Annotated in this window: 11 protein-coding genes; 3 read left to right on the top strand and 8 right to left on the bottom strand. The window is 65.3% G+C overall.

Annotated features, from left to right (window positions below; all coding sequences use genetic code 11):
- Positions 1-3 precede the first annotated feature (3 nt).
- Both J2Y63_RS22410 and J2Y63_RS22405 read left to right on the top strand, forming a co-directional pair.
- Positions 4-852, top strand: coding sequence for a LysR family transcriptional regulator (locus J2Y63_RS22410; protein ID WP_435267883.1), 849 nt, complete (start codon positions 4-6; stop codon positions 850-852).
- Positions 853-917: 65 nt separating this feature from the next.
- Positions 918-1,175, top strand: a complete 258-nt coding sequence (locus J2Y63_RS22405; RefSeq protein WP_256117283.1) for a hypothetical protein — start codon at positions 918-920, stop codon at positions 1,173-1,175.
- A gap of 167 nt (positions 1,176-1,342) precedes the next feature.
- Here J2Y63_RS22405 and J2Y63_RS22400 read toward each other — a convergent pair whose 3' ends face one another.
- From J2Y63_RS22400 to J2Y63_RS22365, 8 genes are all read right to left on the bottom strand, one after another.
- Positions 1,343-2,119: an SDR family oxidoreductase gene (locus J2Y63_RS22400; protein WP_435267882.1), complete on the bottom strand. Its 777-nt coding sequence runs from the start codon at positions 2,117-2,119 to the stop codon at positions 1,343-1,345.
- A 118-nt stretch (positions 2,120-2,237) separates the two neighbouring features.
- Entirely contained in the window at positions 2,238-3,887 is a 1,650-nt protein-coding gene (locus J2Y63_RS22395) for an OFA family MFS transporter (RefSeq protein ID WP_435267881.1), read from the bottom strand.
- Between the two features lie 239 nt (positions 3,888-4,126).
- A complete protein-coding gene (locus J2Y63_RS22390; RefSeq protein ID WP_435267880.1) occupies positions 4,127-6,136 on the bottom strand; it encodes a sensor histidine kinase in 2,010 nt (669 codons plus the stop codon).
- Complete coding sequence (locus J2Y63_RS22385; RefSeq protein ID WP_435267879.1) at positions 6,129-7,520, bottom strand: sigma-54-dependent transcriptional regulator; 1,392 nt, start codon at positions 7,518-7,520, stop codon at positions 6,129-6,131. The genes J2Y63_RS22390 and J2Y63_RS22385 overlap by 8 nt, the downstream gene beginning before the upstream one ends.
- 151 nt (positions 7,521-7,671) lie before the next feature.
- A complete protein-coding gene (locus J2Y63_RS22380; protein ID WP_435267878.1) occupies positions 7,672-7,893 on the bottom strand; it encodes a hypothetical protein in 222 nt (73 codons plus the stop codon).
- Between the two features lie 176 nt (positions 7,894-8,069).
- Entirely contained in the window at positions 8,070-9,428 is a 1,359-nt protein-coding gene (locus J2Y63_RS22375; RefSeq protein WP_435267877.1) for a histidine kinase dimerization/phospho-acceptor domain-containing protein, read from the bottom strand.
- A complete protein-coding gene (locus tag J2Y63_RS22370; RefSeq protein WP_256117293.1) occupies positions 9,425-10,081 on the bottom strand; it encodes a response regulator transcription factor in 657 nt (218 codons plus the stop codon). The genes J2Y63_RS22375 and J2Y63_RS22370 overlap by 4 nt, the downstream gene beginning before the upstream one ends.
- Positions 10,082-10,194: 113 nt before the next feature.
- Entirely contained in the window at positions 10,195-11,841 is a 1,647-nt protein-coding gene (locus J2Y63_RS22365; RefSeq protein ID WP_435267876.1) for a phosphoethanolamine transferase, read from the bottom strand.
- A gap of 128 nt (positions 11,842-11,969) precedes the next feature.
- On the opposite strand from J2Y63_RS22365, the gene J2Y63_RS22360 reads away from it, so the two are divergent.
- Positions 11,970-12,113 (top strand): hypothetical protein, encoded by a 144-nt coding sequence (locus J2Y63_RS22360; RefSeq protein ID WP_435267875.1) that lies wholly within the window; start codon positions 11,970-11,972, stop codon positions 12,111-12,113.
- Positions 12,114-12,155: the final 42 nt, after the last annotated feature.

Raw genomic sequence — 12,155 nt, 5'->3', positions numbered from 1 at the left:
TCCATGCAGATTATCCTGATCGAGACATTCCTGGACCTCATGGAAACCCGGAATTTCAACCGCACGGCGGAGCGCCTGAACATCACGCAATCGACCGTCACCCACCGCATCAATGCGCTGGAAGCCACGTTCGCGCGAAAACTCTTCGCGCGCAACAAGGGCGGCACGCAGCCGACCGCCGCGGGCCTGCGCTTCCTCGACCATGCCAAGGCGCTGCAGCACCAGTGGCACGAGGCGGCGCGCGCGGTGGAAACGGCCGGCGCCTATGAACGCTCCATGCGCATCGGCCTGCAACACGACCTCGCCGCCCACTATGCCGGCGACTGGCTTTCGGCGGTGCGCAAGGAGCTACCGGGTACGTCGATCTATCTGGAGGTCGACTATTCCAACCAGATGAACCGCGACCTCGACGCGGGCGACCTCGATCTCGCCATCCTCTTCACCCCGCACTACCTGCCGGACCTGCACTATGAGCGCATCGGCGACGTGATCTACGAGATGGTGAGCAACCGGGTGGGTGACATCGCGGAGGTGAAGCCGGAGGACTATATCCAGGCCGTCTATTCGCCGGCCTTCGACCGGCTGCACCGCCAGGCCCACCCGGGGCTCTCCACCGCGCCCATCGCCAGCGGCGAGACGACCGCCATCCTGGCGCTGATGCAGAAGCTCGGCGGCTCCGCCTTCGTGCCGGCCGCGGATGCCCGGCGGCTCATCGGCACCGGCGCGGCAAGCCGGGTCGTGGGCGCCGAGCCGATCGCGCAGGCCGTCTATGCCGCCGTCAACGTGCGCACGCGCCACGCCCACCAGCACCGGCGCATCATCGCCATTCTTCAGGCGCTGCTTGCGCCGTGAACCATTGAAACCACCGGGCGCCATGCCTATTAACGGCAGACCAGCATCCAACAAAGGAGTCGTCCATGGCCGCCCGTGACCGCTACTCGCGCAAGCTCGAATGCGCCATGTGCGGCAATTCCGGCTATGCCGAAGTCTCCGAGGACGACATGCCAAGCCGGAAGAACCCGGACTTCGCCGTCGATTCGCTGCCGCGCGGCTTCCTCACGGAACGCCCGTCGAAATATCCGGACAAACACATGATCCGCTGCCGCTGCGGCCACGTCTTCAAGTTCCAGCAAAAGACCGTCTACGCCGAAGGCGGCGAGCCGCGGCGGCGGTAAAGGCACCCCCCCTCTGGCCTGCCGGCCATCTCCCCCTCAAGGGGGGAGATTGGATGGAGCAACGTCTCGCTCAACACAAACGTTGCAATTCAAGCAATGTGTCTTCGTCTTGCCGATCTCCCCCCTTGAGGGGGAGATGCCCGGCAGGGCAGAGGGGGGTCCCCGCCCTACCCCCGCCCGACGAAGGGCATCGCCGTCGCCATCACCGTCATCGTCAGCACATTGGCGTCGAGCGGCAGGCTGGCCATGTAGATCACGGCGTCGGCGACGTGTTTGACAGACATGGTCGGTTCGCTGGCGATCTCGCCGTTGGCCTGGAGCACGCCGGCGTTCATCCGCGCCGTCATGTCGGTCGCCGCGTTGCCGATATCGATCTGGCCGCAGGCGATGTCGTACTTGCGGCCGTCGAGCGCGGTCGACTTGGTGAGGCCGGTGATGGCGTGTTTCGTCGCAGTGTAGGGCGCGGAATTCGGCCGCGGCGCGGTGGCGGAAATCGAGCCGTTGTTGATGATGCGCCCACCGCGCGGGGTTTGGTCCTTCATGAGCTTGAAGGCCTGTTGCGTGCAGAGGAAGGCGCCCGTCAGGTTCGCCGCAAGGATATTGTTCCACTCCGTAAAGGGAATGTCTTCCAAGAGCGCCGGCGAGACGTTGGAACCGGCATTGTTGACCAGCACGTCGAGCCGGCCGAACGCCTGCTTCACCTGTTCGAAGGCCGCCGCGACCTGCTCCGGATCGCCGACGTCGCAGGTGATGGCGCGCACCGGATTGCCCGTTTCAGCGGATATCTCCGCCGCCGCCGTCTCCAGCACCGCGGCCCGACGGCCTGTGATGATGACGGCATAACCATCAGCGCTGAGGCCGCGCGCGACCGCAAGCCCGATGCCCGTGCCGCCGCCCGTGACGAGTGCGATCCTGTCCTTGCCGGTCCTGCCCCATTCGGTCATGCCATCCTCCTCGTGTCTGCAAGCCCTTTCCGTTTGGTCGAAATGCACGAAGGCCGCAAGGGGCAAAAAGAAAGCCCCCGGCGCGGACCGGGGGCTTCGAAGCGTTCCTTGAAGGCTCTTAGAACAGCGCGGCGGTGTTCTTGACCGTCACCCAGATGCCCCAGATGAGCGGGATGCCGACAACGGCCCAGGCGAGCGCCGCCTTGCCGTCGAAGCCCCCCTTGCCGATGCCGAAGGAGCCGGTCGGGCCGGCATTCGCCGCAGCCGTCTTCGCCTGCAACGACGCGACCTCTTCGTCCGACATGAACCATTTCTCCGCAAGCGGCCGCACCAGCGAGTTGGCGACGAGCCCCACCGCCAGCATGCCGGCGAGGATATACATCGTGCCGGTATAGAGCGACGGCCCCGGCTCGACGCCGGCGGCGATCTGCGCCTCGCGGATATAGTTGACCACGACCGGGCCGACGATACCGGCGGTCGCCCAGGCCGTCAGCAGGCGGCCATGGATCGCGCCCACGAACTGCGTGCCGAAGATGTCGGCAAGATAGGCCGGGATGGTGGCAAAGCCGCCGCCATACATCGAGAGAATGATGCCGAAGGCGAGCACGAAGAGCGCCTTGTTGCCCATGTCGGCCAAGGTGGGTGCGGCGGCATAGAGCACGATGCCGAGCACGAAGAACGTGTAATAGGTGTTCTTGCGGCCGATCTTGTCGGAGAGCGAGGCCCAGAAGAACCGCCCGCCGATGTTGAACAGCGACAGGAGGCCGGTGAAGCCCGCCGCGATCGCTGCGATGGCCGCCTTCTGGTCGGTGCCGAGCTGGCTGAAGGTCAGTTCCGGCTGGCCGATAAGGCGACCGCCGAAGATTTCCTGCAGCATGGGCGAGGCCATGCCGATCACGCCGATGCCGGCCGAGACGTTGAGGCACAGAACCAGCCAGATCAGCCAGAACTGCGTGGTCTTGTGTGCATCACGCAGGTGCACGTGCTTGGTGGTGATCATCGTCGACTTGGAGGCCGGCGGCGTCCAGCCTTCCGGACGCCAGCCGGCCGGCGGGATGCGATAGCCGAAGGCGCCGCCCATCATGAAGCAGAAATAGATCGCCGCCATGACGAGGAAGGTCTGCCACACGCCGGCGGTAACGTCCGTCTTGAAGGCGTTCATCAGCAGGTTGGCGAGCGGCGCACCAATCATCGCGCCGCCGCCAAAACCCATGATCGCCATGCCGGTCGCCATGCCGCGCCGGTCGGGGAACCACTTGATCAGCGTGGAAACGGGGGAGATGTAGCCGAGGCCGAGGCCGACGCCGCCGATGACGCCGGCACCGAGCCACATCAGCCACAATTGATGGCTCATGACGCCGAGTGCTGCGACGACGATGCCGCCGCACCAGCAGCAGGCCGAGACGAAGCCCGCCTTGCGCGGGCCGACGCGCTCCAGCCAGCCGCCCCATATGGCGGCGGAGCAGCCGAGGAGCACGAAGAACAGCGTGTAGATCCAGCCGAGATCGGCGACGCGCCAGTTGCAGCTCGTGGTGAAGAGTGCGGAGATGAGGTTCAGATCGGCGCAGGCCGGGTCCGTTACCGGAATGGCTTTGGACAGCGGCAGCCAGAACACGCTGAAGCCATAGGCCATGCCGATACAGAGATGGATGGCAAGGGCTGCCGGCGGAACGAGCCAGCGGTTGAAGCCGGGTTTCGCGATAATGCGCTCCCGGTCGAGGATGCTGCCGGAATATCCGCCGGCATAGGTCTCGGTCGATGCAGTCATTGGGTCTCCTCCGCGACGCACCCCTCGGTGCGAAGATTTTCGTGATGGGGAGCCGGGCGAAAACCGCCCCTTCGGCACCGCCCGTCCGCATCCTCCGTGCGAACGCCAGCCACCGAACCTCCCGCGCGAAACCTTGCAAGGCCCGTGCCAAAGCGGATTTCATGGAAAATCAAGTGCTTGAAGGAAAGAGCGGAATCAGAATGGACAGTTTGTCCGGATGCGATGGACAAACTGTCCGGTCAGTCGGCCTCGGGCAGCCAGACCGTGAAGGTCGCGCCCTCGCCCGGACGGCTGGCGACCGCGATGGCGCCGCCCTGCCGCGTCACCAGCGTCTGGCTGATGGAAAGGCCAAGGCCGGTCCCCTCCTGCCGCTTGGTGGTGAAGAACGGGTCGAAGACCTTGGCAACGAGGTCCGGGTCCATGCCGACGCCCGTATCGCTGACGACAAGCTCGACGCCCGGCCGCCCTTCGCGGTCGCGATCCCGGGTCGCGATCGTCAGCCGCCCGCCATCCGGCATGGCGTGGATGGCATTGACCACGAGATTGACCACGACCTGTTGCAGTTCGGTGCGGTTCATCAGCACCAGTCGCTCCGCGGTGTTTTCCAGCCGCACCTCGATGGCCGCCTTCGCCAGCAAGTGCTGGACGAGCGGCATGCAATCCGCCACCGCCAGGCCGGGCGCATGGCGGTCGACGAAGCCGGCGAACTCTTCGGGCTTCGCGAATTGCAGGAGTTTCGTGACGATCTGGCTGATGCGCTGGATCTGCTCGTCGAGAAGCTGGAACTCCACCTTCGCCAGTTCCGCCCGGTCGCCCACCACGGCGCGCACGACCTCCAGATTGCCCTGCATGACGGCGATCGGGTTGTTGATCTCATGCGCGACGCCGGCGGTGATCTCGCCGATGGCCGCGAGTTTTTCCGAGAGGATGAGCTGCTTGGTCGTCGCTTCGAGCTGGCGGTTGGCGAGTTGCAGCTCGCGGGTGCGCTCGTCGACGCGCGCGTTCAACTCCTCGTTCCAGCGCCGCAATTCCTGGTCGCTTCGTTCGAGCTGGTTCAAGAGGTCGTCGAGATGCACGGCGACGCGGCCGATCTCGTCCTGGCTATCGACCGGGCCGGTGCGCGCGCCGAGATCGCCGCTCTCCACCCGCGCGATCGTGGCATCGACCCGCTCCAAAGGCTCGAAGATGCCGCGCGCCCAGCGCAGGAAAATCGGCACGCTTGCCGCGGTGATGGCGAAGAAGGCAGCGACGATGGTGAGCACGGTCTGGTATTTCGCCGCCGTGAAGGGCGCTTCGAGGAAGCCGACATAGAGCATGCCGACGCGTTTTCCGTGGCTGTCCGTGATCGGCTCGTAGGCGGAAATGTACCAGTCGTTGACGACGAAGGCGCTGTCGAGCCAGGTGCGCCCCTCGCCGAGCACCGCCGAGCGCACGGCGGCGGAAACGCGCGTGCCCAGAGCGCGCCGCCCCTCGAACAGCCGAACATTGGTGCTGATGCGCACGTCGTCGAGGAACAGCGTCGCCGTGCCCTGGCTGCCTTCCGGCAGGCTCGCCTCCCGGTAGACGAGGTCGTTGATCGTGTCGATGAAGACGAGATTCTGGTTGAGCAGGATGCCGCCGACGAGCACGGCCTGGCGCCCCTCGCCGAGCGTGACGGGGCTGGCGCTCTGCACCACCATGCCGCGCGCCTCCTCCTTGCGCTCTGTCGGCACCGCATTCGGCGTCGAGACGAGCGGCAGCTTGGCGCGGGCGGCGAGATCGGGCGAGAGCTTTTCGAGGTCGGCATTCTCGAAGATATCGACCCCCGTCGAGGGTTTTCCCGCGAGCGCATCGCGAATGACCGGCCAGTCGGTGCGAAGCGCGCCCGCGGTCTCCTCGGTCACCGAGGCGACGAGCCCACCATCCGGCGCGATCACGTAGAGGAAATCGAGTTCGAGCCGCGCCCGGGCGTCGTTCAAAAGGGTCTTCAGCGCCGCGCCGTCATTCGCGACATCGCGGAACGGCGCCGAGGCGCCGAGCGCGGTGACGTGCTCGCCGGTATTGTCGAGGATATGCGCGAGATACTGGTGCGCGATCGTCAGGTCGCCATTGACCTTGGAGATCAGCGTCGCATCGAATTTCTCATTCCAGCGATAGACCGTGACGCCGAGCAAGAGCGGCAGGATCACCAACATGGGCAGGAGGGCGATGGCGAGCAGCCGGTAGCGCACCGAGCGCGCCGGCCGGATGGCGTGCCTGCCGTCAGCCATCCCAGGCAGCCAGTTTTCTGTCGATCGTCTTGCGCGAAATGCCGAGCTGGCGCGCCGCCTCGTCGCGCTGGCCGTTGCAGGCGGAAAGCACCGCCAGGATGTGGCGCCGCTCGACATCGGCAAGCGACCCGCCCGCCTCGCCGGCCGGTGCCGGCGCGCCGGAGCCGAACCCTTCGGGGAAACGGCCGAGGATCAGCGTACGCTCGATGAGGTTGCGCAATTCGCGCACATTGCCCGGCCAGTCATAGGCCGAAAGCGCCCGGCGCACCGTGGCGTCGATCGGCACGGCCGGCATGGCGAGCTGGGCCGAAAGCTTCTTCATGAAGAGCGTCGCAAGCTCCACCGCGTCGCCATCCCGCTCCTTCAGCGGCGGAAGATGGATCTGCATGACATTGATGCGGAAGAACAGGTCGGCGCGGAACCGCCCGGCCTGCACCTCCTTCTCCAGTTCCGCATTGGTGGCGAAGACGAAACGCAGGTCCACCGGCACCTCGCGCTCGGAGCCGACGGGGCGCACCTTGCGGTCCTCCAGCACGCGCAGCAGCTTGCTCTGCGTCGCCGGCGGCATTTCGCTGATCTCGTCGAGGAACAGCGTGCCGCCCTGCGCATGCAGGAACAGGCCCTCGCGCGCCCGTTCCGCGCCGGTGAAGGCGCCCTTGAGATGCCCGAACAGCTCGCTTTCGATCATGTCCGGCGGGATCGCCCCGCAATTGACCGGCACGAAGGGTTTGGCCTCCCGGTCGGAGAGCGTGTGCAGCGAGCGCGCCGCCACCTCCTTGCCGGTGCCGGACTGTCCGGTGAGCAGCACCGTCGTCGGCAGCGGCGCGACGCGGGCGATGGTATCGCGCACCCGGGCGATGGCGGAGGATTCGCCGATCAGCCGGTCGCGCAGCAGGATATGGTCGGAGGTCGCCTTCAGCTCGTAGCGCAGCACGTAGTTTTCGCGTTGCAGGCGGATGCGGTCGAGGCAGCGCGCCACGGCATTGAGCAGCTGGTTGGAACGGAAGGGTTTCAGCACGAAATCGACCGCGCCGGCGCGCAGCGCTTGGATGGCGGTTTCGAGATCGGCATAGGCCGTCATCAGGATGGCGTCGGCGAAGAAGCCGATGGCGCGCTGTTCGGCAAGCCATTCGACGCCGTTCTTGCGCGGCATGATGTTGTCGAGGATCACCACGTCGAAATGGTGCTGGTCGAGCTTGCGCGAGGCCTCGTCCGTATCGGCAGCCAGCTCCAGCCGCTTGCAGCGCGGCGAAAGCGTTCGCATCAGGAAGTTGCGCATGCCCGGCTCGTCGTCGACGACGAGGATCGAGGCCTGCGCCAGCCACGGCCCGAATTCCGGGTCGGCGGACGTATCGCGCACCACGCGCGCGGCTTCAGTCGGCACCTCGTCTCCTCCCGATGGTCAGGCGCGTTTGACGTATCGCGCAATTCCGAACGCAAAACAGCTCAACACGTTTGCTGGAATTGCTAGCACCTACCATAAAAAGCCGCCGCCGCGAGCACAAGCACACACGGCGGCGTAGACTGGAGAGACGTCAGGAATGTAGATGTATGCGTTCGCGGCGTTCAAGCATTGCCGCATGTTCCTGATCTATTTGAATTTTCCGGGCATCTTCCATCGCCGCGGCGATGGTTTCGCTAATCACCCGCACACTGTCTTCAGAGATGAGGGGCGATGCCCCACGGCATTCGGCTGCATGCAACTTGCAAAGCGCGCTGGCGAGCAGCCGCGCGTAGTCTTCCGGTTTGCGACCCATGTTCCCCACCTTTTCTTGATTATGACCACAGAAAACCACAGAATAAGTCAGAAAGCCACATATTTCTCACATGCTAATGGAAAAAATTGTGAGTATCCGCCTGCCCCTGCGGAAGGCGGGAATGCTGGAAAACGAGACTGTTCGGAAATGGCGCAGATGGTGCCGCAATGATGCGGTCAGCGGGCGTCCGGAAACATGACGTCTGCCTGGAATCCATCAACACGCCCGGGAATGGGCGAGGTCAGGACAAGGCTTGCGCGCATCTGCGCAAGCAGCCGGTCGGCGATGGACAGGCCGAGCCCGGAACCGGCAGCAAGCGTCTTGCCGCGGGAGAACCGTTTGCGCACGGTGGACAGCTCCGCATCGGACAAACGGGCCGCCCCGTTTAGGATCCGTACGTTGCCTTCCCCCGTCAGGAGGATCTCGACCGGCTCGTCTACACGCCCGTGCAGCAGGGCGTTTTCGACGAGGTTGCGCAGCACGATGGCAAAGGCATCGGCGGTGCCTTCGCGTTGTCCCTGCCCGGCGAAATCGTTGCGGAAGCGGATGCGGCCCGCATCTTCCGATGCGCGCTGGAAATCCGTCACCACGACGCCGACCACATCGGCAACGTCGAATGTGGTTTCGCTGACGCCGATACCGGCCTCGGCGCGGGCGAGCTGGAGCAGCTTTTCGGTGAGTTTTGTGAGTTTCTGCAGCGATGCCTCGATCTGCTGGGCGCGGGCGCGCACTGGCGCGTCCTTCAGCTCCGAGAGGAGAAGCTGCGTCTGCGCCAGCGCGCCGGCAATGGGCGTGCGCAGCTCGTGCGCGCTGTTCGAGGTGAATTCCCGCTCGGCGGCGAGCACCGAACGCAGGCGCGCCAGCAGCAGATTGACCGAACGCAGGATCGGTTGCAGTTCCTGCGGCAGGCTGACGGCCTCGATTGCCGCAAGATTGCCGCCGTCCTTCTCGCCGATCGCCGCCCGGAGCGTCTCGACCGGCGACAACACGCGCCGCACGACGAACCAGACGGCGAGGACCGTCACGGGCACGATGAGCAGCACCGGCAGCAGCAGCGCGAGCGTGCCCTCGAACATCGCCTCCTGCCGTTCCGCGGCAGAATCCTTCACCTGCACGAAGATGGAACCGTCCGGCGTCGAGGCCGTATAAAACCGCCCCGTCTCCCCATCGCGGAAACCGACCTTCAACGGTGCCTCGAAGGGCTGTTCGGACGCCGTGTGGGAATGCAGCAGCACCTGGCCATTCGCGTCGCGCACCTGGTAGGTCAGGTATTCCTCACCCGGCTGCGACGGCGAGCGCTCGATGCGGCGCGGCTCGTTGATGTCGTTGCGCCGGCGCAGGTCGTCCACCACCAGCGGTACCAGCCGCTCCGCCGTTTCCTGCAGCGAGCTGTCGAAGATCTCGCCGAACTCGTCATGCATGACCAGCGCGCCAAAACCCACGGCGACAAGCCAGAGCACCGTGACGCTCGCGGTGATCCACAGCATGAGCTGGCCGGCCAGGCTCTTCGGCGGGAAGGCGAAGGGCTTCCTCATCGGCCGAGCCTGTAGCCGATGCCGCGCAGCGTCTCGACGCAATCCTTGCCGAGCTTCTTGCGCAGCCGGCTGACATAGACTTCCACCGTGTTGCTCTCGATCTCCGAGCCGAAGGCGTAAAGCGCCTCCTCGATCTGCCCCTTGGAAACGATGGCGTCGGGCCGTGCGGCGAGCCGCGCCAGCACCGCCCATTCGCGGCTGGAGAGATCGACCGGCGTGCCTTCGCGCAGCACGCGGCGGTCGGCCAGCTGGATGGTCAGCGGCCCCGCCTCAAGAACAGGAACGGCGGCACCGGCATAACGCCGCGCGACGGCGAGCATGCGCGCGCCGAGTTCACCGAGATTGAACGGCTTGACGAGATAGTCGTCCGCCCCGCTGTTCAGCCCCTCGATTCGGTCGGAAATCTGGTCATGCGCGGTGAGGATGATGACGGGCGTGACAGCGCCTGCGCGGCGCAGGTCCTTGAGCAGGCTCAGCCCGCTGCCGTCCGGCAGGCGCAGGTCGAGCAGCACGAGGTCGTAATCGACCGTGCCGGAGGCCGTGCGGCCATCGTCGAGCGTCTGCATCCAGTCGACGGCATGGCCGAGCCCGGCGACATAGTCACGCACCGCCTCGCCCAGCACGGCATCGTCCTCGATCAGCAGAATTCTCAAATGCCCGTCTCTCCGCATCGCTGCGACGGTTTTCGCAGGCGCCCCTCGGCGCCGATCACCGTCCGAAGCGGGAGAATACACGGGACAGCTCCCGTTGCCAGCACCCTTGCCGATCAGGAGAGCGCCCCCGAGCGGCAAGGGGAAACCAGATCGAGCGCCGGGTCGCGCACTTTCGTCTCCACCCGCATCAGGCCGAGCACGGTGTGGAAGAGGTTGTCGTGCGATTGCGGCTTCGTGGTCTCGGCATCGAGGCAGGCGGCCGAATAGGCGGCCTTGGCATCCTTGCCGAGCCACAGCACGAAGGGCACATGGGTCTGCTGGCTCGGCGCGATCATATAGGGCGCGCCATGCAGGTAGAGGCCGAACTCGCCGAGCGATTCGCCGTGGTCGGACATATAGAGCATGGAGACGTCGAGCCGGCCCTGCTCCTTCTCCAGCCGGTCGATCACGCCGGCAAGAATGTGGTCCGTATAGAGGATCGTGTTGTCATAGGCGTTGACGATTTCCTCGCGCGTGCAGTCGGAAAACTCGGCGGTGCGGCAATCGGGCGTGAAGCGGCGGAATTCCTGCGGGTAACGCTCGAAATAGGCCGGGCCGTGGCTGCCGATCTGGTGCAGCACGAGCACGGTGTCCTTCTGGACGGAGCCAATCCAGCCGTCGAGATTGTCGAGCAGCACCTGGTCCCGGCACTCGCCGCCCGAACAATAACGCGGGTCGCCGCCTTCGATCAGCGAGCGTTCCTTAACGCGTGCGGCGATCTTCTTGCTGCCGGTATTGTTGTCCCACCACTCGACGTCCACGCCCGCATGGGAGAGCACGTCGAGCAGGTTCTGCGTCGCCAGCCCCTTGTCATGCGAATAGGCGCTGCGGGTGTAGACGGAGAACATGCAGGGCAGCGAGACGGCCGTCGCCGTGCCGCAGCTCGTCGTGTCGGAAAAATAGCGAATGTCCTTCGCCTTCAGTTCCGGATTGGTCTCGCGACCGTAACCGCCAAGCGAGAAATTGTCGGCCCGCGCGGTCTCGCCGGCAACGACGATCATCAGCCGCGGCTTGCGCACTCCAAGCGGTGCGTCGCCGATCCGGGCATCCTCGCCGATGGGCGCGGCGACCACATTGCGGTCCGCCGTCTGGCGGACCGCGAAGCGGGCGGCGGTGACGAGCGGGATGACGGGGTTCAGCGTCTGGAACCAGTCGCGATGCGTGCGCGCAGTGGCCGTGTAGACCCGTGCATGGGAGAAGCCGGCCACCAGCGCGATGACCAGCGCCGGCACGATGACGACGAGATTGGCCCGCAGTTTCCAGAAGAACGTGTAATGCTGAACGTTCACCCAAACGAGAAGCGCCGAGGGCAGCACGCCGAAGACCAGCATGTGGAAGAGAAAGCCCGGCGTGATCAGGTGTCCGGCCTCGGCACTGTTCGTCTCGGCCGCGTTGCGCAGCATCTCCATGTCGATGATCGCCCCGTAGCTGTCCATGAACCAGGCGCCGGACGCGCTCGTCAGGATCAGCAGGATGAAGATCGGCTTCATCACATATTTCACCGATACGGTGACGCAGAGCGCGATGTAGAGGCAGGCGATGCCGATGACGATGGAGGCGAAGGTCGTCGCCCGGCCATCGAGATAGAGCCAGCCCTTTTCCCAGAAGCTCCGGTTGGTCAAGGCCAGCAGATAGATCGCCGTCAGGATGCTGACCGCAATGCTGCCGAGTTGCGGCCGCCAGAAAACGGCTCTGCCGGCCGGGCCGGTTCTTTCGCGCATCGGATGTCCTTTCACGTCTTGTGTCCGGCGCTTCCTGGCGGAGCAAACTGACAGCCGGCTGAACGCGACGTTCAGCGCGGCGTCAGGTTCGACGTGAATAGATCGGCCATTCGAGTATGAGGTGACGCGTGAAATCGAGACTGCTGCATCCGGGAATGCTGTTCGTGACCGCCCTGGTCTTCCTGGTCCTGGCTATCCCGGTCGCCCAGATGCAATTTTCCCGTCCGCATGGCGAGAGCCTGAGGCAGGTGCTGCTGCTGCGCGCTGGCTGACATCAAAATCCGATTGCAATTTGCAATCAGATTTGCGACAAC

This window comes from Shinella sp. BE166 (assembly GCF_051201095.1).
Taxonomy (GTDB): Bacteria; Pseudomonadota; Alphaproteobacteria; order Rhizobiales; family Rhizobiaceae; genus Shinella; species Shinella lacus.
This window is presented reverse-complemented; position numbering and strand designations above follow the sequence as displayed.

Coding starts and splice junctions, on each gene's coding strand:
- J2Y63_RS22410 (WP_435267883.1), top strand. CDS start 4: ATGCAGATTATCCTGATCGAGACATTCCTGGACCTCATGGAAACCCGG.
- J2Y63_RS22405 (WP_256117283.1), top strand. CDS start 918: ATGGCCGCCCGTGACCGCTACTCGCGCAAGCTCGAATGCGCCATGTGC.
- J2Y63_RS22400 (WP_435267882.1), bottom strand. CDS start 2,119: ATGACCGAATGGGGCAGGACCGGCAAGGACAGGATCGCACTCGTCACG.
- J2Y63_RS22395 (WP_435267881.1), bottom strand. CDS start 3,887: ATGACTGCATCGACCGAGACCTATGCCGGCGGATATTCCGGCAGCATC.
- J2Y63_RS22390 (WP_435267880.1), bottom strand. CDS start 6,136: ATGGCTGACGGCAGGCACGCCATCCGGCCGGCGCGCTCGGTGCGCTAC.
- J2Y63_RS22380 (WP_435267878.1), bottom strand. CDS start 7,893: ATGGGTCGCAAACCGGAAGACTACGCGCGGCTGCTCGCCAGCGCGCTT.
- J2Y63_RS22375 (WP_435267877.1), bottom strand. CDS start 9,428: ATGAGGAAGCCCTTCGCCTTCCCGCCGAAGAGCCTGGCCGGCCAGCTC.
- J2Y63_RS22365 (WP_435267876.1), bottom strand. CDS start 11,841: ATGCGCGAAAGAACCGGCCCGGCCGGCAGAGCCGTTTTCTGGCGGCCG.